This window comes from Shewanella sp. OMA3-2 (assembly GCF_021513195.1).
Classification (GTDB): Bacteria; Pseudomonadota; Gammaproteobacteria; order Enterobacterales; family Shewanellaceae; genus Shewanella.
This window is the reverse complement of the sequence record NZ_CP090974.1, coordinates 1,702,432-1,723,840: the sequence shown is the minus strand read 5'-3', so window position 1 is coordinate 1,723,840 and position 21,409 is coordinate 1,702,432. Positions and strand designations below refer to the sequence as shown.

At 39.6% G+C, this 21,409-nt stretch carries 14 protein-coding genes, 3 tRNA genes and 1 pseudogene; 8 read left to right on the top strand and 10 right to left on the bottom strand.

All coding sequences use genetic code 11. The features are described 5' to 3' along the window. Nucleotides 1-71: 71 nt before the first annotated feature. The 3 genes from L0B17_RS07650 (at nt 72) to L0B17_RS07640 (ending at nt 406) form a co-directional block, all read left to right on the top strand. Nucleotides 72-148: transfer RNA gene (locus tag L0B17_RS07650), tRNA-Met, on the top strand. A gap of 53 nt (nt 149-201) precedes the next feature. Next, a tRNA-Met gene (locus tag L0B17_RS07645) sits at nt 202-278 on the top strand. Between the two features lie 51 nt (nt 279-329). After that, a tRNA-Met gene (locus L0B17_RS07640) sits at nt 330-406 on the top strand. 471 nt (nt 407-877) lie between these two features. Here the strand turns inward: L0B17_RS07640 and L0B17_RS07635 are convergent. From L0B17_RS07635 to prmB, 6 genes are all read right to left on the bottom strand, one after another. Then, on the bottom strand, nt 878-1,465 hold the full coding sequence (locus L0B17_RS07635; protein ID WP_235089003.1) for an RNA methyltransferase: 588 nt from the start codon (nt 1,463-1,465) through the stop codon (nt 878-880). Between the two features lie 3 nt (nt 1,466-1,468). Beyond that, complete coding sequence (locus L0B17_RS07630) at nt 1,469-1,747, bottom strand: YfcL family protein (protein WP_235089001.1); 279 nt, start codon at nt 1,745-1,747, stop codon at nt 1,469-1,471. 4 nt (nt 1,748-1,751) lie between these two features. Beyond that, nucleotides 1,752-2,933 carry an ATP-NAD kinase family protein gene (locus L0B17_RS07625; RefSeq protein WP_235088999.1) on the bottom strand — a complete coding sequence of 394 codons (1,182 nt, stop codon included), beginning with the start codon at nt 2,931-2,933 and terminating at the stop codon, nt 1,752-1,754. A gap of 64 nt (nt 2,934-2,997) precedes the next feature. After that, complete coding sequence (locus tag L0B17_RS07620; RefSeq protein ID WP_235088997.1) at nt 2,998-4,167, bottom strand: MFS transporter; 1,170 nt, start codon at nt 4,165-4,167, stop codon at nt 2,998-3,000. Beyond that, nucleotides 4,168-5,262: a chorismate synthase gene (gene aroC / locus L0B17_RS07615; RefSeq protein WP_235088995.1), complete on the bottom strand. Its 1,095-nt coding sequence runs from the start codon at nt 5,260-5,262 to the stop codon at nt 4,168-4,170. Nucleotides 5,263-5,323: 61 nt separating this feature from the next. Next, a complete protein-coding gene (gene prmB / locus L0B17_RS07610; RefSeq protein WP_235088990.1) occupies nt 5,324-6,268 on the bottom strand; it encodes a 50S ribosomal protein L3 N(5)-glutamine methyltransferase in 945 nt (314 codons plus the stop codon). 79 nt (nt 6,269-6,347) lie between these two features. Here prmB and smrB point away from each other — a divergent pair, with 79 nt between their 5' ends. Continuing rightward, nucleotides 6,348-6,875 (top strand): endonuclease SmrB, encoded by a 528-nt coding sequence (smrB, locus tag L0B17_RS07605; protein ID WP_235088984.1) that lies wholly within the window; start codon nt 6,348-6,350, stop codon nt 6,873-6,875. Nucleotides 6,876-6,975: 100 nt separating this feature from the next. Here the strand turns inward: smrB and sixA are convergent, their stop codons facing one another. Further along, nucleotides 6,976-7,443: a phosphohistidine phosphatase SixA gene (gene sixA / locus L0B17_RS07600; protein ID WP_235088983.1), complete on the bottom strand. Its 468-nt coding sequence runs from the start codon at nt 7,441-7,443 to the stop codon at nt 6,976-6,978. A gap of 189 nt (nt 7,444-7,632) precedes the next feature. Here sixA and L0B17_RS07595 point away from each other — a divergent pair. The 3 genes and pseudogenes from L0B17_RS07595 to L0B17_RS07585 all read left to right on the top strand — a co-directional run bounded on the left by L0B17_RS07595 (nt 7,633) and on the right by L0B17_RS07585 (nt 15,795). After that, a pseudogene (locus tag L0B17_RS07595) lies at nt 7,633-10,418 on the top strand (insulinase family protein). Between the two features lie 350 nt (nt 10,419-10,768). Further along, nucleotides 10,769-15,013 (top strand): EAL domain-containing protein, encoded by a 4,245-nt coding sequence (locus L0B17_RS07590; protein ID WP_235088977.1) that lies wholly within the window; start codon nt 10,769-10,771, stop codon nt 15,011-15,013. 110 nt (nt 15,014-15,123) lie between these two features. Next, a complete protein-coding gene (locus L0B17_RS07585) occupies nt 15,124-15,795 on the top strand; it encodes a hypothetical protein (RefSeq protein WP_235088969.1) in 672 nt (223 codons plus the stop codon). Nucleotides 15,796-16,164: 369 nt separating this feature from the next. On the opposite strand, the gene L0B17_RS07580 is transcribed toward L0B17_RS07585, so the two are convergent. The 3 genes from L0B17_RS07580 to fadI all read right to left on the bottom strand — a co-directional run bounded on the left by L0B17_RS07580 (nt 16,165) and on the right by fadI (nt 20,118). Next, complete coding sequence (locus L0B17_RS07580; protein WP_235088967.1) at nt 16,165-16,380, bottom strand: hypothetical protein; 216 nt, start codon at nt 16,378-16,380, stop codon at nt 16,165-16,167. Nucleotides 16,381-16,675: 295 nt separating this feature from the next. Beyond that, complete coding sequence (fadJ, locus tag L0B17_RS07575) at nt 16,676-18,802, bottom strand: fatty acid oxidation complex subunit alpha FadJ (RefSeq protein ID WP_235088966.1); 2,127 nt, start codon at nt 18,800-18,802, stop codon at nt 16,676-16,678. Nucleotides 18,803-18,807: 5 nt separating this feature from the next. Further along, a complete protein-coding gene (gene fadI, locus L0B17_RS07570) occupies nt 18,808-20,118 on the bottom strand; it encodes an acetyl-CoA C-acyltransferase FadI (protein WP_235088956.1) in 1,311 nt (436 codons plus the stop codon). A gap of 334 nt (nt 20,119-20,452) precedes the next feature. Here fadI and L0B17_RS07565 point away from each other — a divergent pair, with 334 nt between their 5' ends. Continuing rightward, nucleotides 20,453-21,409 (top strand): AAA family ATPase, encoded by a 957-nt coding sequence (locus tag L0B17_RS07565; RefSeq protein ID WP_235088948.1) that lies wholly within the window; start codon nt 20,453-20,455, stop codon nt 21,407-21,409.

Below are 21,409 nucleotides of genomic sequence, written 5' to 3'. Positions count from 1 at the left end.
AAGGTCGTCAGTTAAAATCCGGCAACCACAACCAATAAAATGTGAAAGCAATATTTAGCAATAAATACAGTCGCGGGATGGAGCAGTATGGTAGCTCGTCGGGCTCATAACCCGAAGGTCGTCGGTTCAAATCCGGCTCCCGCAACCAATTTATAACTAATGTAAAAAATAGATTTACCCAGTAAAAGCAATAAATACAGTCGCGGGATGGAGCAGTATGGTAGCTCGTCGGGCTCATAACCCGAAGGTCGTCGGTTCAAATCCGGCTCCCGCAACCAATTTAAAATTAACGCCAGTTAGTTTTAATGCAAGAAAAGAATAAATACAGTCGCGGGATGGAGCAGTATGGTAGCTCGTCGGGCTCATAACCCGAAGGTCGTCGGTTCAAATCCGGCTCCCGCAACCAATTTATTATTACATTTTTCTCTAGCTATAAAATCCCACATATAAAACAAAACTTAAAGCAACTCGTCGGGCTCAGCTCTTTATACCAGCCAACTTTATACCAGCCAACAAAGGTCGTCGCCTCTCTTGTTAACAGTAATCCGGCTCCCGCAACCAATTTATTATCATATTTATCTCTAGCTATAAAATCCCACATATAAAACAAAACTTAAAGCAACTCGTCGGACTCAGCTCTTTATATCAGCCAACTTTATACCAGCCAACGAATAGTATCGATTCGAGAACAGATCTTTATTTAAGTCAAAAAAAGCATCGCTAATTAAGGGTGCCTAGGAGTGAATCATAATTATGATAAGTTTTTACAGAGACTAACAATGGGATGTTTGTTGATGAAGCAAGCCAAAGCCACAACAGCGTTAAACTTAGAGAGAAGCAAAGTGCTTTGATAGTGGCAAACAAAACACCTTACTATTTATGACTTCTTCTTTAACCAGTGTTTCACGCGGGTACGGTTATTGGTATCGCGATTTTTCATAATCAGCTTATCATCGGTTTGATGCTCAGTGGATTTAGCTAATCGGTCATACAGTAACACGTTTACTGAAGCGGCAAGATTCATGCACCCTTTTGTCGGCACATAAACCACGTCATCAGCAGCATCGATAAGCTGCTGAGGAATAGTGCCATCTTCGGGGCCAAAAATATAAAAGGCATTATCTGGGTGGATAAATTGCGGTAATGGAATAGCACCAACCACAAGATCAACGCAGATGACTTTACTGCCTTGTGGCACTTGGGCTAATAATGATTCAACGCCTTTAAGTGGAATGGTTTTGGCCGCTTGCTTTTTATCAACTTCATATTGAATATCCGCTTTGACGGCAAAATCATAACGCCGACCTGTATAAAAAACCTCATTGACGCCATAGCAGCCTGACGCTCGCATAATCCCGCCCACATTCACTGGGGTTTTAGGATTAACTAGCCCAATGGCTACATGATGCGAGGTTAGCTCTAATGCGGTCTCGGACTGTTTATCATCTAATATAATAGGTGACATTAACTATGCTACTGCAGACACAATACGGCCGCGTAATTGCTGCCAAGCTTGGGCAACTAATACGTAATCAGCGTCATTAAGTTCTTCATTTGCGAGCGCAAGACATTGAATGACTTGTTCATCGAGTGCCTCAAGACCTTGATCAGCTTCCACTTCAAGTTTTGCTAATACCACTGCAATATGACCTTGTAGGTAACCACTGGCAAACAATGCATCATCATCACCATTGCTAACGGTTTCTTCTATCCAAGATTCCATTGCGACATCATACTTTTCTAACATGGGTTTATTCCACCAAATCTGGGTTAGCCACTTGATACATGACGTAATCATGGTAACCGGTTACTACTTTATAATAGCCTGTAAGGGCTACATCTAATTCTGGGTCGCCACTATCCACAATTAATGGCCGTCCTTCAAGTGCTTTTAGCTTAGTTTTTGTGGCAACAATCAAAATATTGTCTTTACCCAGCTGTTTTATCAAGGCTGGTGATAATTGTTGATTACCTCTTCCAAGCACATGCCCTTGACCACCAATCAAGGTAATCACAAGCTTGGTTGGTTTACCATTGGTTATCTGCAGTAACTCTTGAGCTGTTACATCAGTGGCAATTAACTGTTTATCTTGAATAACATCAACGCCAAGCAAAGTATTATCTAAATAAAGATCATCCATAATTGCAGCAACGGTACTGCCAGAGCCCATGATAAAAATCTCATCCTCCATAGACTCAATCACATCGGCGGCAATATCGGCCAATACCAATTCATCGGTTTCTTTGCCGCCCATTTTTACCGCTTGTACATAACGCGGCTCAGCAGGCACTAACATTTCACCGAAACGTTTGGCTTTAACTGTGCCTTGTCTGAATGCGGTTTCATCAATATCCATGACATCTGCGGTCATTAAACTCACCAGCTCACCGTCAAGCAACATTTTAATCACTAAGCCTGAAGCCTTAGGCGTGATGCCATAAACGCCTGAATGAATTTTAACGCCTGCGGGTACGCCTAAAACCGGAATTGCATCATCAACAATAGAATACACATCTCTGGCTGTACCATCACCACCAGCAAAGAGTAATAAATCCAGTGACTGATCTAATAATGCCTTTACTGCGTCACGAGTATCTTGTTGGGTGGTAAATACTCTTTGAGTGATATTATTAAGTTCACTTAAATCTGTACCAGATTGATTCTGTTTATCACCGCAGTGATGCACAACCTGAGTATTAAAGCCCAGTTTAACAGCCAAGTTTTCGCCCATATTGCCAGACGAGGTCACGATTTCAATTCGGTCTTTATAAGCGGCCACGACCTCTAGCGCTTGCTGCATACGCAGATGTGCTTTGGGCTCTGCTCCTTTGGCCAATGCTTCCTCGACAACACCGTCTGATCCTTTTAAACCGACACTGCCGCCTAAACCTGCTAATGGATTGATGAGTAACCCTAAACGAAACGGTTTCACATTAACTCCTTCTATTTATGTTGCAGTTGAATGAAACAGTAAATCTACATTTGAATTCGCAATATCAGCTGCGCTGTTTTTTTCCATTTATATCAGGAATAAACACTACAGCTACGGCAGAGGTAATTGCACAAGCTGCTGCGAATAACCAAACATGAGCTGCACCACTGCCATCCCCCCAAATATAGCCGCTAATCCAGGTGCCTAACGCACCACCCACACCAAAACTTAGGCTGGCATATAAGGCTTGACCAGTACTGCGATGATGAATACCAAAGTGGCGATGAATAAATTGAATAGACACCGCATGGGTTAAACCAAAGGTAAATGCATGTAATGTTTGGCTGAATATCAGCATTACAATAACATCGGGATAATACCCTAAAATTAACCAGCGCGCGGAGGTCAGCACAATACTAACAATGAGTAGCAAGCGTAAACCATATTTGCCAATCAATTTTGACGCGTATAAAAAGATAACGATTTCGGCCAACACCCCAAAAGCAACCATGATCCCAGCAAAGGTTTCTGAATAACCCACTTGCTTAAGATAAAGCACAAAAAAACCATAAAAAGGCCCAACGCTCATTTGCAATAATAAGGCTGATAACAAGAAGAGGATGATTGATTTGTCTAACAATAATTTAGGTCGTTCAGCACTGCTTAGTACAGCTGCTTTAGTCGAAGGTAGTGGCATTGAACATATTAATAGCCCAATAAATAGAACCATACCGATGTAAGGTAATACCTCTGCGCCTAAACGTTCAATACTTACGCCAGCTAACACGACTAACACAATGTAGCCAACACTGCCCCAACTTCGAATTGCACCATATTGATTGGCATTGCCACCTAATGTCTCGAGGGTGATGACTTCAAGTTGCGCTAGAATAGCATTCCAAAAGAAGGTATAGATGGTCAAGCTAATCGCTAAATACCAAAAGCCCCCCTCAAAGAAAAAACTGATAAAAGTCAGTGCGGCACAAAAAGCACCTAACTTAATTAACCCCGCCCTCATCCCTGTTCTATCTGCGACTATAGCCCAAAGATTGGGTGCTACAATCCGTGTTGCCATCAGTATGGCAAGTAATGAACCTATTTCTTGGGCATCAAACCCGCGGGCATCAAAAAACACCCCAAGATAGGGAACGAGAACACCAAGAATAGCAAAGAAGAAAAAATAACAAGCCCTGAGCCAGCGAAGCTGAAACTCAGGGCTAGAACTGATTGGCATTTAACGCATTCCGATTACAGGTGTTTGGCTAATAACATCTTGATTTTGAGCGCGATGTCGTAATAGATGATCCATTAATACAATCGCTAACATAGCTTCAGCAATAGGCACGGCGCGAATGCCGACACAAGGATCATGACGACCTTTAGTGACAACATCAGCCACCTCGCCTTGGGCTGTCATACTTTTACCTGGCACGCTAATGCTTGATGTTGGCTTTAATGCAATATTAGCCACAATCGGTTGACCTGAGGATATGCCACCTAAAACGCCACCAGCATGATTTGACTCAAATCCAAGGGGGGACATCAAATCACGCCCTTCTGAGCCCTTCTGTGTCACCACACCAAATCCATCACCAATTTCAACACCTTTTACCGCATTGATCCCCATTAATGCGTGGGCAATATCTGCATCTAAACGGTCAAATACTGGTTCACCTAGACCAACCGGCACTCCTGTAGCCAACACGGTAATTTTTGCACCAATAGAATCGCCCGACTTTTTCAGCTCGCGCATATATTCATCTAACGCATCAAGCTTAGACGCATCAGGGAAGAAAAAGGCATTTTGTTCTACTTGCGCTAAATCAACAGACTCAGCACTAATTGGACCCAGTTGTGATAAATAGCCATGGATCTCAATGCCATGCACCGCTTTTAAATACTTTTTAGCCACAGCACCAGCTGCAACACGCATTGCGGTTTCACGGGCTGATGAGCGCCCACCACCACGATAATCACGAAGACCATACTTTTGCTGGTAAGTGTAATCTGCATGTCCTGGGCGAAATAAATCTTTTATGTTGGAATAGTCTTGGCTACGTTGATCGGTATTTTCAATTAATAGACCAATCGAAGTCCCTGTGGTTTTACCCTCAAATACACCGGATAAAATCCTCACTTCATCAGCTTCACGACGTGCTGTGGTATAGCGTGACGTACCTGGGCGGCGACGGTCAAGATCATGTTGCATATCTTCAACGGTTAACTCTAGCCCTGGTGGGCAACCATCAATAATACACCCAAGTGCCACACCGTGACTTTCACCAAATGTGGTGACGACAAAGTTTTGCCCAATACTGTTTCCTGACATACGCTTTGATCCCTTTACCAATAAAAACTGAATAACGTAATGCTACACTATTACAACATGATTATTCACTATCTTTATAGATGGTAAAAAGTGATTGATTTTCAACTAGCTGATCACGGGTTAATACAAATACCCCATCACCACCAAATTCAAAATCGACCCACATAAAGGGTACATCAGGGAACTGTTCCATTAAATGCACCATAGAATTTCCTACCTCAACCACCAACAAACCATTTTCGGTTAAGTAATCTGCGGCGTTGGCTAAAATACGCTTGGTTAAATCTAACCCATCACGCCCCGATGCTAAGCCAATGGCTGGTTCATGATGATACTCATTAGGCATATCACCAATATCTTCAGCATCTACATAAGGAGGATTAGATACGATCAAATCGTAATGAGGTCCTTTTTCAATCGCTGCAAACATATCGGACTGAATTGGGAATACACGATCTAACACACCCAAGGTTTCTATATTAATCTGAGCAACTTCTAGGGCATCTTCACTAATATCAAGCGCATCAACTTCAGCATCTTCAAAAGCATAAGCACAAGCAATTGCGATACAGCCACTACCAGTGCACAAATCCATAATGCGATGTACAGGCTTGTTATATAACCAAGGGCTGAAATTATTATTAATCATTTCAGCAATCGGTGAACGTGGTACTAACACACGTTCATCAACAAAAAATTCTAATCCGGCAAAATGGGCTTTATTGGTTAAATAAGGAACCGGTAATCGCTCGCGAACGCGACGAATAATCAACTCAACGATTTTATGTTTTTCACTGCTCGTTAAGTTACTCTGAATAACTTGCTGACCTATTTCTTCCGGTAGGTGTAATGCATGAAAAACTAATGCAATGGCTTCATCCCAAGCATTGTCTGTACCGTGGCCATAAAAAATTCCGGCATCATTAAAACGACTGACAGCCCAACGGAGCATATCGCCAATAGTACTTAACTCGGTTACCGCTTCATCTACAAAAATTTTATCCAAAACACACTCCTAAAAAATAGTTCTGCAGCATTGTAACTGATGTCTATTAAGATGGGCTAGAATTCAATACAATATCGCCATGAATGACAAAAATATCACTGATTTCGAGTCGTTTAGTGATTTGGTTGCCGGCATTAAACCCCTTAAGCAACAAGCGCATCACTTTAAACAACCCGTAAAAAACAAACAGCAAGTGGAAATAAAAGAGCAACTGCTTCATTCAAGTAGCTACTTTTCTGACACCTATCAACCGTTATTGCCCGTCACGGGACCAATGCGCTGGACAAATGACGGCGTTGATAAAATAGAGTTAAAACGTTTACGCCGTGGCGATTACGTCCCAGACCTATTACTCGATTTACACGGATTAAGGCAGTCAGAAGCCAAACTTGAGCTTGCGGCCCTTATTCAAGCATGTGTTAAACAAAATAGTATGTGCTGCAGTGTAATGCACGGGTATGGTATGGGGATATTAAAGCAGCAATTGCCTATGTGGCTAGCACAACACCCAAAAGTAAAGGCCTTTCATCAAGCACCTAAGGAATGGGGCGGTGATGCTGCGTTATTGATTTTGATTGATATTGGTGATCAGCCACATCGAAGATAGCCTGATAAAATGTTAGCTTGATTAATAGTCGACTATTTATCTGCTTATCTTCCAAGATAAACAGCCCTATTATTTCACTGAAACTTTATAGAAATAAACGTTAAACCGCACTAGGGTAATTCATTGCCACAAAGCTTGCTTGTTCTGAATGTTTATCAATTTGTACAAAAGCAGAGGTGGCAAAAATAGGCGGTTCAACTCCTGCAACTAATTCACTCACCAAAAAACTCACTATCGGCATGTGAGTAATCACTAACACCGTATCCGCTTTATATTGCTGCGCATAGGCAAGAATAACTTCAGCTGCCATTTTAGGATCACCTGAAGGGGTGATATCGTCTACAACAACACACTTTCTCGCTTTAGGTAGGTGTTTGCTGACGACTTGCCACGTTTGCTGAGCACGTAAATAAGGACTGACTAACACCAGATCAAGCTGAGACATTCTATTATTAAGTAAGTTAGCCATTTGGCCTGTTTGGTATCGTCCGTGATGCGTTAACATCCTTTCACGATCTGATGGCGCATCAAAACTGGCTTCACCATGGCGCATCAAAAATAGCTGCATACTTAACTCATTATCAATCTTATTTCACTAGTGCAACAATTGTAGCGCCATTAAGCCGGTTACGAAACCGTCGGCAAATAAAATTTAACCTAACTTTAGTCGATAGTGGTAATAAAGTTTGACGAGTTATTTGCTAAAAACCGATAACAATATCAATATATAACTAGAACCGTAACTTGGAGCTTTCACTTGTCCGATTTTCCAGCAATACATACTAGTCAAAATGATCATCGTTTATACCGTTTTACCCGCTTATCGAATCAACTCCGGGTATTATTGGTTGAAGATGCACAAACCAGCCAAGCTGCCGCATCAATGGCAGTCCAAGTCGGTCATTTTGACGATCCTGTTGAACGCCCAGGTATGGCACACTTTTTAGAGCACATGCTGTTTTTAGGAACGGAGAAATACCCTGACTCAGGTGAGTATCATGCTTTTATTAATCAGCATGGCGGTAGTAACAATGCGTGGACAGGCACAGAACAAACAAACTTTTTTTACACCATTAATGCTGATGTTTTTGAAGAGTCACTAGATCGCTTCAGCCAATTTTTTATTGCGCCTAAATTTGATATCGAACTCGTCGATAGAGAGCGCCATGCTATTGAGTCTGAATATAGTTTAAAACTAAAAGACGATATTCGCCGTGTTTATCAGGTGCAAAAAGAAACCACTAACCAAGCCCATCCTTTTTCTAAGTTTTCAGTAGGAAACCTCTCAACATTAGCTGGCCCTCAATCTGAATTACGTGAAGAGTTATTGTCATTTTATCAGCAGCAATATTGTGCAAATATTATGACGTTATGCTTGGTTTCCCCAGCTTCACTGGACCAATCTGAAATATGGGCAAAAACCTACTTTGAAGGCATAGTTAATCGAGGAGTAAGTAAACACTACCCCTCAGAAGCACTCATTACTGATGCAGAGCGTTTAAAACAAATTTCAATTATCCCTTTAAAGCAACAAAAACGCATCAGTGTTAATTTTTCGCTCCTGGTATTGACCAATTTTATAAACGCAAACCATTAACTTTTATTAGTCACCTACTGGGCAATGAAAGCCCAGGCAGCTTATTGTCTTATCTAAAAGAACAAGGCTTAGCTAATAACTTATCTGCTGGCGGAGGTATTAATGGATTTAACTTTAAAGACTACTCCGTCAGTATTCAGCTAACTGATAAAGGCTTTAATGCTATTGATGAAGTGGTTAAATGTATTTTTGAGTATATTCAACTTATCAAAACACATGGACTTGAAGATTGGCGCTATCAAGAGCGCGCTAACTTATTAAATACCGCTTTTCGATTTCAAGAACAAATTAAAGCATTAGATCTTGCCAGTCACCTCAGCATTAATATGCATCACTATGATATTGAAGATGTAGTGTACGGTGATTATAGAATGGATAACTTGGATGTGGCTGAAACACTGTCATTACTTGAGTTAATGCACCCACTTAATATGCGTCTACAGGTTGTAGCCCAAGATCTTGATACCGACAAGCAAGCTGCTTGGTACCACACACCTTATAAAGTATCAGATATTGAGTTATCAAGGTTAGCATATTGGCAACAAACTGAGATCAGATCTGCCTTAAAACTGCCTCAAGTTAACCCATTTATCGTGCCAGATCCTCAATCTAGAAATGAGGCAAGCCAACACCCGGTACCTGTAGTAGTCGCAGAGGGCGAAGGTTATAGAATTTGGCATAGAAAAGATGATGAGTTTAATGTACCTAAAGGGCATCTTTACTTATCACTTGATTCCCAAAAAGCCAGTATGTCACCACGTCATGCAACCTTAACCCGCTTGTATGTGGAATTATTACTAGACTACTTAACTGAATCAACCTACCAAGCTGAAGTAGCAGGATTAAATTATAATATTTATCCGCATCAAGGTGGAATTACTCTTCACCTTACTGGGTTTACGGGCAACCAGGAAACCTTACTCGCGTTGATCATTCATAAAAGCCGAGAGCGACAATTTACCCAAGAACGCTTTAACATGATCCGTAAGCAAATTTTAAGAAGCTGGAATAATGTTGCCCAAGCAAAACCCATATCGCAATTATTTACCAGCCTAACGGTGACCTTACAAAAGCGTAGTTTTGAACCGGTCAGAATGGCAGAAGAGCTTGAAACAATTACCTTAGATGAGCTTCATAATCATGTCAGTGAATTTTATGAAAAAATCTACTTAGAGGGGCTTGTCTATGGTGATTGGTTAGTGTCAGAAGCTCAAGCATTAGGTAAACACTTACAACATTTACTGTCCTTAGTGACAAAACCTAGCCATGAATCATCACGGGAGTTGGTCAACTTACAAGGTGTAGGCACCCTCTTACGTGAAAAAGTAATTCAACACCAAGACAGTGCAATTATTGTTTATTATCAATCCAGTGAAGCTACCACAGATAAAATGGCACTGTTCAGCTTATTGAATCATACAATGTCATCAACCTTTTTTCATGAACTGCGCACAAAACAACAGTTAGGTTATATGGTCGGCACAGGCTACCTGCCACTCAATAGGCACCCTGGACTGATTTTTTATATTCAATCCCCTTCCACTGGTCCTCGAGTTTTACTTGAAGCCATTGATGAGTTTATAGCAGACTTTAGCTATGCAGTCATGCAGATAACTAATGACCAATGGGAAAGTACTAAACAAGGCTTAATAAGCCAAATTATGGAGCACGATTCTAATCTCAAAACCCGTGGGCAACGCTATTGGGTTAGCTTGGGTAATAGAGATTATCAATTTGATCAACGTGAAAATGTTGCAGCAAAGGTTGAAAAGCTCACTAGAGCAGACTTAATCAAGTTTATGATGCAACATATGCGAAGCAAGCATTGCAACCGCTTAATCTTGTTCAGTTGTGGTGAACAACATTCCCAGCAGCAACTAGAGTCAAACAATATGATTCTAGATCTAAGAAAATTTAAGCAAGCTGCTGAAAAATTTAACTTTTAGAGATAATCCTTGTTATACATTAAATTACTTTGTAAATATTTAACATCAGATCTGGCCATACAAAAAACCAATTTTATTAAAGTAATCAGTGTAAATCACTAATTAATTAGCAATAGTTAACTAAAAAAACTAACTCGTATGAAATTTCACCCTCTCAAAAAGAGTGAAAAAACAACACTTAGTCTCATTTTTGTTAACAGACTTTTGACAAACCCCATGGATTCTGAAAAAGTAGACTAATCAACGCTTCTACTTGGCATCTACGAGAACAAGAAAATTAAATTATGCCTAAAATCTTATCTTTATTACTACTTCTTTTTGCATGTTTTCAATCGTCATTCGCTACATCAATGTCTTTTTCAGATATAAATCCTGAACAATTTGATATCACGCTTAATTATAAACAATATAGTGTTGCTGATGGCTTATCACAAAATACTGTAACTAGCATCATAAAAGATAGTGAAGGCTATGTTTGGGTGGGCACAGTTAACGGGCTAAACAGATTTGATGGAACTGAATTTAAGACCTATTATAATGATTCACAAAAAGATAGCCTACCAAGTTCATTTATTAGAAATCTACTTATAAATGAAGACGGAATTATCTTAGTTGGTACGGATAACGGTTTAGCTTTATATGATAATAAAACTGAAAAATTTCAAACAAACACGGATAAACACCCTATTTGGACACAAGCAATTTGGTCTACTCACATTGCGAATGAAAAACTATACATAGGGCTAAATAACACACTATATATATTCAACCACGATTTAAGTAAACAGATAAACAAAGTTGAAAACACCAAATTAAAAGAAATAAAAAAAATAAGAGTAATAGGAGACACTATAATAATAAGAAATTATGATGGTGATATCATAGAAATAAAAAACTTAAAAACAAAAATACTAAGTAAAAAAACCTATGACTTTGAAATATACAATGGGAAAATACTATACTCAAATATATCTGGATTATATTGGGAAAAACAAAAAGTCAGTACAAAAAACAGTAGTGATGTCATTACAACTATTTATAAAAACAACAGTGACATTCAAGTTTTTTCTAAAACTCACATTTATGAACTAAATAGCGCCATACTTAATAATACAACAAAACTCAGTACTAAAACAGTGGGAGCATTCGAGTTAACACCCTCAAGAAATAAACAATTATCAGTGTTTAGCAACAACAATGAAATATTTATCTCTAACTTACAAGATGGATTCAAAGTAATCAGTAAAAAGAACAACCTAGCAAAAAAAAGCGCATTAAAGGTTGAAGATATTTGGTCCATCACTAATGACACAGAATATATATACATAGCAAGTGCATCTGAAAAAGTATTAGTCTTAAATAAAAAACTAGATATTATCAACGAAATTGGTTCTAATTTACCTAGCGGTCACAAAACAATCTCAAAAATCAATAACAATATATTTATTGGTACATCTACAGGCCTATACATTTTAAATACAATACTCGATAAAACACTGAAAGTTTCAAATGAGAATATATTAAGAGTTAACGCGGTTAATAACCAATACATTTCAGCATCAACTTTTGATGGTAGGATCATATCCTTCGATAGTGATGGAAACAAAACAAACGTTATAGATACTAGGACAAACTATCCTATTTATGACTTTTTCTATATTGAAGATACAGTATTTATAGCATCTCAAAAAGGATTGCTGATCCATAAGAATAATGAAACTTCATCATTATACAATAAAGACTTAGTATTCAGCTTATTACTTAAAGATAACCAAATATTATTCGGAACTAGGACTGGAATAAATAGTTTCAATTTAACTAATGGAACAACAGAAGAGGTTATCCACACAAATAAAGTAATCTATTCAATTTCATTATTTGACAATCTTTTAGTATCTCCATCTAACATGGAGATAAATTTATATGACTTAGATACAAAAAGCCTACTAAAAATCAATAGTGACCATGGTAGCTTGAAGGATTATAGTACCCAATCCTCCTTGCAAATAGGTGCTAGTTTAATCATCGGTGGGGTAGAAGGTTTAACAATAATCACACCTGAAAAAATAAAAAACATCATTAATGACGAAGATGAAAACACAGTATCTATTACAGAACTATCAGTATTCAACAAAGCAGTAAATTTAGAATCAAGCATACTAAACAACCCAATTAAATATACCGATAAAATAACACTAAAAAACTCAGATTACCCTTTTTCATTAAACTTTAATATTATTGGTAAAGATGTATCTAAATTCAGTTTTTTTTATTTCCTTGAAGGAATAGATGCGGATTGGTTACCTACCAGGAATAATACTGCAACTTACACTAGCCTGCCTCATGGTATGTATACATTTAATGTTTTTGCAGAAGACAAATTAACAGGCCACAAATCAGATATAAAGTCACTTGAGATTTCAATTACGCCACCATGGTGGCTATCCATTCGAGCTAAAATTGTTTATAGCTTTATACTTTTAATTTTACTATTAGTAATCACAAAAGCTATTCTTCGTCGTCGTCAAATTCAAAAACAAATAGCACTTAGTGAAGAGCGTCTTAAGCTTTCACTTTGGGGCAGTGGCGATGAAATGTGGGATTGGGATATAGAAAGCGGTAAAATATTTCGCTCTAATATTTGGGGAACATTAGATTTCCCTCAGGATGGACGTCGTTCGGGACAAATAGGCGAAGAAAGTAATATTCACCCCACAGATCAACCTAGAGTGCAAAAAGCCCTCAATGATCATTTTAGCAGTATCACAGATCACTTCGAAATAGCTTATCGGGTAAAAGGTCGCAATAACCAATGGATGTGGATTTTAGACAGGGCTAAAATAGTTGAACGAGATCAGAAAGATCACCCCGTTCGTATGACCGGAACAATAAAAGACATTAATAATATTAAGCAAGTTGAAGAACAGCTTAAGCTTTTTGCCCGTGCAATTGAGAATATTTCTGAGGGGATGTTCATTCTCAACCAAGATTATGTGTTTGTTGAAGTAAATGAAGCATGTTGCGATATCGCGCTGTGTTGTCGCGATAACTTCTTACAACAACAGCTAAAATTTACTCGTTATCCTAATTCTTATTCAGAGCAAATTAGAAGTGCATTACGTCAACAAGGACGTTGGAATGGCGAAATAGAAGCAAGTAAAGGTGATGGAAGCTTCTTTTTGATGGAGCTGACCATAGATGCTATGTATGACGAACAGGGTGAGACGAGTCATTATGTCGGGGTTTTTTCAGATATCACCCGCCGTAAACAACAAGAAGAAGAGTTACGAAAATTAACCAATAACGACTTACTCACTGGTTTGCCAAATCGCTCAAGTTTACAGGTGACTTTAAACAACCTAGTGAAAAAAGATATTCATCATACTTTAATGGTCTTAGATTTAGATAATTTTAAGCGAATAAATGACTCCTTAGGTCATCAAGTAGGCGATGAATTGCTTATATCCGTTGCTGAACGTATCAAAACCTCAATCCCCAACCATGCCAGCTTATATCGACTGGGTGGTGATGAGTTCGCATTACTTATTGACCAAAATCCAGATATTGGTTCTAGTGCCATGATTGCATCTAATATTATTCAGTCGCTCAAACCTGCATTTGAAATCAATGAGGACTCTTTGGTGTTAGGTATAAGTGTTGGCATTGTGCTTTATCCAGAAGACGAACAAAACGAACAAGCATTATTACGCAAAGCAGATATTGCTATGTACCATGCAAAATCAGCTGGTGGTAGTCGTTATCAATTCTACTCTGAGTCTCTTAACCAAAATGCATTACGACAATTAGAAGTTGAGAACTTAATTCGTGAGGCCTTAAAGGACGACTTATTTGAAGTCTACTACCAGCCAAAAGTCGATTTAAAAAGTGACTGTTTAACTGGTATGGAAGCTCTCGTCAGATTAAACCACCCTAAACATGGCATTATTCCACCTAATGATTTTATCCCACTAGCTGAAGAAAACGGCTTAATCGTTGAAATTGGTGATGTTGTGTTGCGTAAAGCGTGTTTTGCTGCTCAAAAGTGGCTAGAACAAGGCTTATTCAATGGCCGCGTTGCCGTCAATTTATCGTCACGTCAATTTGCACTCCCAGATCTACAGCAAAGAATAGAGTCAATTTTACGACTCACTAAGCTTCCAGCCCATCATTTAGAGTTAGAGATCACCGAGGGAACGGTAATTAAGAACCCTGAAAATGCTATTAAAGTGATGCAACAGCTTGCAAAAATGGGCGTTAGCCTCGCTTTAGATGACTTTGGTACGGGCTATTCATCATTATCTTACCTTAAGCGTTTTCCAATCAATTGCTTAAAAATTGATAAATCATTTGTTGATGATATCGACAAATCTGATCGCGATTTAAAAATGGTCGATTCGATTATTACTATTGCTCATAATATGGGGTTAACTGTTGTAGGTGAAGGTGTAGAACAGGCTGCACAACTTAACATTTTAAAAGCACTTAATTGTGAAGAAATACAAGGGTATATATTCAGCAAACCGATTCCTGAAAAAGACTTTGAAGCTCTGTTAACTGCAGATTCTAATAAAGTTAGATTGCGTAAAAAACCATAAAAAAAACAAATACACTACTTTTAGTCAACATTGGCACAGGAAATGCTATTGAACCGTTAGTTGTCAAAAATAACAATTTAATAATAACCCTGAGCTAAGAGAGACTGAAAATGATTAAAGGAATAATTGCACTATCTGTTTTATCAATACTTTCAACTGCAGCATCAGCAGAACTCTTCTCAATTGAGAAAAATAGCACTCAAGTTTTAAAGTTAACGGACATTTCTATTGCTAAACTTCCGGGCGTTAAAGTACTTGAAACTCAAGTCGCTAAACTTCCGGGCGTTAAAGTACTTGAAACTCACGTCGCTAAACTTCCTGGCGTTAAAGTACTTGAAACTCACGTCGCTAAACTTCCTGGCGTTAAAGTACTTGAAACTCAAGTCGCTAAACTTCCGGGCGTTAAAGTACTTGAAACTCACGTCGCTAAACTTCCGGGCGTTAAAGTACTTGAAACTCACGTCGCTAAACTTCCGGGCGTTAAAGTACTTGAAACTCACGTTGCTAAACTTCCAGGCGTTAAAGTACTTGAAACTCACGTCGCTAAACTTCCAGGCGTTAAAGTACTTGAAACTCACGTCGCTAAACTTCCAGGCGTTAAAGTACTTGAAACTCAAGTCGCTAAACTTCCAGGCGTTAAAGTACTTGAAACTCACGTCGCTAAACTTCCAGGCGTTAAAGTACTTGAAACTCAAGTCGCTAAACTTCCAGGCGTTAAAGTACTTGAAACTCAAGTCGCTAAACTTCCAGGCGTTAAAGTCTTAAACACTCAAACTGCATAAGGAATATAACTATGTTTAATTCATTAAAAATTGCATTGGGTTTAGCTAAACCAGCACGTAAGAAAGTGAAATTACCTGCAGGATTAGAGCGTTTAGAAGTAACTCAAGCTAAAGCTTGGTGGAAATAACTAAGCAAGATATCAATAAAAAAGGAGCTGTAAGCTCCTTTTTTATTGTCTAGACATTTACCGTTATTAGGAGCGGTTGATCTTTCAGCTTGTGTTTGCAGCGAAGATCAACAGACCCTAAACATGCTAATAATAATTTATTGGCTCAATTATACTTTGCCAACCTGAATAATTATCTATTGCGAATTCATCTATCTGATTCATCTGGCCAGTATATCTCATTACAGCAACGTACTAAGCTTCAAAAGTTGACTCTATGAGCTCTTGCGCCTTCTACCTTACGATAAGCTAAATGCTTATGTGTATTGAATAGCAGGTATGCTACTGGCCCTAAAATGACACCCAAAAACGCCCAGCGTTTGACGGCTAAGCCCGCATAATATGCAGAAAAACCAAGAAACACGCTACTCACGACTAGCACTAGCGAAAGTAATAACCAATCTAATTGAAAAATCACTGAAACCTCTTCGTACTCTCAGTTAACTGCATTCCATCATTATTATCGCTGAACATGCTGCACTACAGCACTCCACTTTCAGCCTAGGCTATTTGTATTATTAAAGTTTCTTTTGGTTTATAACAAATATCATACATCCTAATAATACCAAAAGATTATAAACGGCCAGCATTATAGCGTAAAGCATCACTTAGTTCGATTAAAATTCAGGCAAAAGTATTCCTTTAAGGCAATAAAAAGCGGCAAACAATTGCCGCTTTATTAATCAAAAGCAAATGCAGTGAATCAAATTTCATTAATTAGTATGAAAATGTGTTCCTTCGGTGGCCATATTCTTTAGCATTTCACAGGGAGCAAAACGATCACCATATAGTTTCTGATAACGGCTCAGAGTATCCACTAAATTTTTGGCACCCAACGAATCAATATAACGGAAAGGGCCACCTAAAAAGGGTGGAAAACCAATACCAAAAATAGCGCCGATATCACCATCTCTTGGGTTAGCAATGATGCCCTCTTCTAGGCAACGAACCGCTTCGTTAAGCATTTGAATAGTACAACGCTCGGCAACTTCTTTGGCTTCTTTATCAGATGAAGCTTTAATACCTAATACGCCATAAACCGATTCATCAACCAACTTAGCTTTTTTCGCTTTAGGACCATATTGATAAAAACCTTTACCGTTTTTACGCCCTTTACGATCATCGGCAAGTAACTTATCAAATGCAGCTGGAGCAGAAAAACGTGCACCCAATTCTTTTTCTAAAATAGGCGATATTTTAGCACCAACATCAATGCCCACTTCGTCTAATAAAGTCATTGGACCAACCAGGAAACCAAACTTAATTAATGAGCGGTCAAGATGCTCGACTCGCTGACCTTCAAGTAATAATTGCGCCGCTTCATTCATGTAAAGCGCCAGAATACGATTGACGTAAAAACCAGCACCATCTTGAACCACAATCGGTGTTTTACCTTGTTTACGGGCAAAGGCGACTGTAGTAGCAATAGTTTCAGGTGACGTGGTTTTATGGGCAATGACTTCCACTAAAGGCATTTTTTCAACCGGTGAAAAATAGTGTAAGCCAATCACATTTTCAGGACGCGCTGCTGCAGCAGCAATTTGACCAATAGGCAATGATGAAGTGTTAGAGGCAAAAATAGTATTTTCACCACATTCACGTTCAACATCTTTAACCATTTGATGCTTTAATGCTAAGTCTTCAAATACGGCTTCAACGACGATATCAGCATCTTTTATACCTTTATAGTCAGTTGTAGTCGTCATTAAAGACATCACATTATCACGGGCAGCAGGCGTCATATGACGGCGCTTAACGCCTTTATCCAGCAATTTATATGCATAAGCTAGGGCATTACTTAGCCCCTGCTCTGAAATATCTTTTACTCGTACCGGAATTTTAGCTTTGGTTGTAGTAACAGAAGCAATGCCGCCGCCCATTAAACCACCACCTAATACCATGGCTTTTTTAACGATGCGAGGTTCAGTGCCTTCAGCACCGGTTTCTTTTTTCATTTCAGTAGTAGCAAAGAAAATACTGCGCAGTGCTGCTGACTCTTTGGACATCACTAAATTAGCAAAGTGAGTTGCTTCAATCTCTAAGCCTTTGGCCATGCCTTTATTTAAGCCTTGGCGAACACAGTCAATAATTTTTGCAGGAGCAGGATAATTACCAGCAGTTTTCTTTTCAACTTGTTTACGCGCTTGATCAAACATGATGTCACGTGTAAATGAACTCGATTCTAAGAATTGATTTAATTTCGATTGCTTAACTGGTTTAGCTGCACTTTTACCTTTTTTAGCGAGCTCAATTGCTGTCGCCAATAAAATTGAGTTAGGGACAACATCATTCACTAAGCCCATTTTTAACGCTTGCTTTGGACGAACTTGCTTACCGGTTAACATTAAATCTAAGGCGGTAGCCACGCCCACTAAGCGAGGTAAACGTTGTGTTCCACCGCCACCAGGTAATAAACCTAACTGTACTTCAGGCACACCAAGTACGGTTTTGTTGTCATCGCTACAAACGCGTAGATGACACGCTAAAGCCAGCTCTAAACCACCGCCTAAACACGCGCCGTTTATTGCTGCAACCACAGGAATATTCAAACCCGCTAATTCGTTAAATACCACATGTCCTTGCTGCGATAAATCCTTTGCATCTTGCTCGCTTTTACAAGCGGCCAGCATACTGATATCAGCACCGGCAACAAATGAATCCTTTTTACCAGAAACAACGACTAAGCCTTTAATGCTAGCATCGGTTTTGATTTCAATCAGAATCTCTGAAATTTCAGCACCAAATTCAGCTTTTAAGGTGTTCATGGTTTCACCAGGAACATCCATAGTCAAAATAGCAATACCGTCGTCACGACGTTGTAAATTAAATGTCTTTTCCATTGTAATTACTCCACTTCCACGATCATTGCAGCACCTAAACCACCCGCGGCACACGCCGTTGCCAAACCAGTTCCGCCGCCACGGCGCTTAAGTTCTTGACATACTTGAGTGATTAAACGAGTACCGGTTGCCGCAAAAGGATGTCCATAAGCTAATGAGCCACCTAACACGTTAAACTTACTCATGTCGATTTCGCCAATAGCACGATTACGGCCTAATTTTTCTGCCGCAAACTTCTTCGAACCAAACATCTGCATATTGGCAAGGGTTTGAGCTGCAAATGCTTCGTGCATTTCAACTAAGGTTAAATCTTCTAATTCCATACCAGCACGTTTCAGTGCTAATGGCGTCGCATATGATGGGCCCATTAACATGTCTTGCCAGACATCAATGGCAGTAAAAGCATAACTTTTAATATAACCAATTGGCTGATACCCAAGTGCTTTGGCTCGACCTTCGCTCATTAAAATGATCGCTGATGCGCCATCGGTTAATGGTGTACTGTTAGCCGCGGTCACCGTACCGTGTTTGCGGTCAAATGCAGGTCGAAGCTTGGCATAAGACTCAAGTACAGAATCTTCACGGATGTTGTTATCACGGTCGATAAACTGTTTATAAGGTGGAATATGCGCTGCCATCACCTCTTGCTGCAATACGCCTGAGTTCCAGGTTTGTGTCGCAAGCGTGTGTGAGCGGTGGGCTAATGCATCTTGATCGGCACGGCTAATACCATAGGTCTTAGCCATTTGCTCAGCGGTTTGCCCCATAGATAAACCGGTTGAATACTCAGCAACCGCAGGCGGTACTGGCATTAAATCTTTCAGGCCTAAACGACGCATAATGGCAAATTTTTGCTGAAAAGTGCGCGCCTTGTTTAAGTCAACTAATGCATGGGCTAGCTTTTTAGACACGCCAATAGGCAGTACAGATGAAGAGTCAGCACCACCTGCAATACCAATTTCAACGTTACCTGTCATAATTGACTCTGCAACGTTAACCGCTGATTGAAAAGATGTCGCACACGCTCGCGTTACGCTGTAAGCATCGGTAGAAACATCCATACCAGTACCTAGCACGATTTCACGGGCAATATTGGGCGCTGCAGGCATTTGAACAACTTGACCATAGACCAATTGCTCAATAGTTTTGGGATCTAATTCTGAGCGAGACAACAACTCATTAACTACCATTTTGCCCATATCTAATGCTGATACGCCATGGAATGCGGTAGCCTGCTTTGCAAAAGGCGTTCTTAAACCGGCGACGATTGCAATACGCTCTCCGCGGGCATTTGTTACCTGTTGTCTATCACTCATTTTTCACCCTCTTTTTATAGTTAACCTGGCGACACAAGCTCAAGTTGTTAATATCCGTTTCGCCCGACCACAGTGGTCAGACCATCAAAGTGTTATTTGATTCTAACTTTTTATTTGCTGGTTTTAAACACATGTTTAGATATATCTTGAAATAGCACCACATCTGTTATCACAGGCTTTAGCTATTAACAGCAAAATATCCTTAGTGTAGCTTATTGCGCTTATTGGTTTCATTAAGGGTTAAAATCTGTTAATCCTACTAGCTAAATCCATATAGAATTCATAACATAAGGCGCATTGTCTTCATGTTATTAGCAAATGATTGAGTAACCGTATGCCTTTAAGCCGATTTCATTCTTTAAGAACTTATCTCGACACTGTTATTTTAGGTCAACCTGTGTTGACTGAAAATCTTTTAATTGCCTTAGTTGCTAACGGTCACTTACTGGTTGAAGGCCCTCCTGGCCTAGCTAAAACCCGCGCCGTTAAAGCCCTGTGCGATGGTGTTGAGGGCGAGTTTCATCGTATTCAATTTACCCCCGACTTACTGCCAGCTGACTTAACCGGTACTGATATTTATCGCCAACAAACAGGTACATTTGAATTTGAAGCTGGGCCTATTTTTCATAATTTGATTCTAGCTGATGAAATAAACCGTGCCCTGGCTAAGGTACAATCAGCCTTATTAGAAGCAATGGCAGAAGGTCAAGTGACGGTCGGTAAAACCAGTTACCCGTTACCTAAACTGTTTTTAGTCATGGCAACTCAAAACCCGCTAGAAAATGAAGGTACCTACCCATTACCTGAAGCGCAGTTAGATCGTTTTTTGATGCACATTAATTTGGATTATCCCAATGCGGAAACTGAGTGCCTTATTTTACGTCAGTCACGTAAAGAAGCGATTAGCCATCAACTGCCCATTACTGAGCCGGTGGCGCAAGCCGATGTATTTGCTGCAAGAGACCAAGCACTAGAAATATACCTTGCAGAGCCCCTTGAACAATACATTGTTGAAATCGTCATGGCCACTCGTCAGCCTGAACGATACAGCCCTGAATTGGCTAAATGGTTAGAATATGGTGTCAGTCCACGTGCAACGATTTCATTAGAACGTTGTGCCCGTGCAAGAGCTTGGCTTTATGGCCGCGATTATGTGTCGCCAGAAGATATTCAAGCCGTTGCCCCTAATGTGTTACGTCACCGTTTATTACTAAGCTATCAAGCACAGGCAGAAGGCATCACGGCTGATCGCGTTATTGACACAATTTTATCTCAAGTCGCAGTGCCTTAA

Excerpts from the sequence above, each read along its gene's own strand:
- sixA (WP_235088983.1), bottom strand. The coding sequence starts at position 7,443 with ATGCAGCTATTTTTGATGCGCCATGGTGAAGCCAGTTTTGATGCGCCA.
- L0B17_RS07635 (WP_235089003.1), bottom strand. The coding sequence starts at position 1,465 with ATGTCACCTATTATATTAGATGATAAACAGTCCGAGACCGCATTAGAG.
- smrB (WP_235088984.1), top strand. The coding sequence starts at position 6,348 with ATGAATGACAAAAATATCACTGATTTCGAGTCGTTTAGTGATTTGGTT.
- L0B17_RS07620 (WP_235088997.1), bottom strand. The coding sequence starts at position 4,167 with ATGCCAATCAGTTCTAGCCCTGAGTTTCAGCTTCGCTGGCTCAGGGCT.
- fadI (WP_235088956.1), bottom strand. The coding sequence starts at position 20,118 with ATGAGTGATAGACAACAGGTAACAAATGCCCGCGGAGAGCGTATTGCA.
- L0B17_RS07630 (WP_235089001.1), bottom strand. The coding sequence starts at position 1,747 with ATGTTAGAAAAGTATGATGTCGCAATGGAATCTTGGATAGAAGAAACC.
- L0B17_RS07590 (WP_235088977.1), top strand. The coding sequence starts at position 10,769 with ATGTCTTTTTCAGATATAAATCCTGAACAATTTGATATCACGCTTAAT.
- L0B17_RS07565 (WP_235088948.1), top strand. The coding sequence starts at position 20,453 with ATGCCTTTAAGCCGATTTCATTCTTTAAGAACTTATCTCGACACTGTT.
- L0B17_RS07585 (WP_235088969.1), top strand. The coding sequence starts at position 15,124 with ATGATTAAAGGAATAATTGCACTATCTGTTTTATCAATACTTTCAACT.
- fadJ (WP_235088966.1), bottom strand. The coding sequence starts at position 18,802 with ATGGAAAAGACATTTAATTTACAACGTCGTGACGACGGTATTGCTATT.
- aroC (WP_235088995.1), bottom strand. The coding sequence starts at position 5,262 with ATGTCAGGAAACAGTATTGGGCAAAACTTTGTCGTCACCACATTTGGT.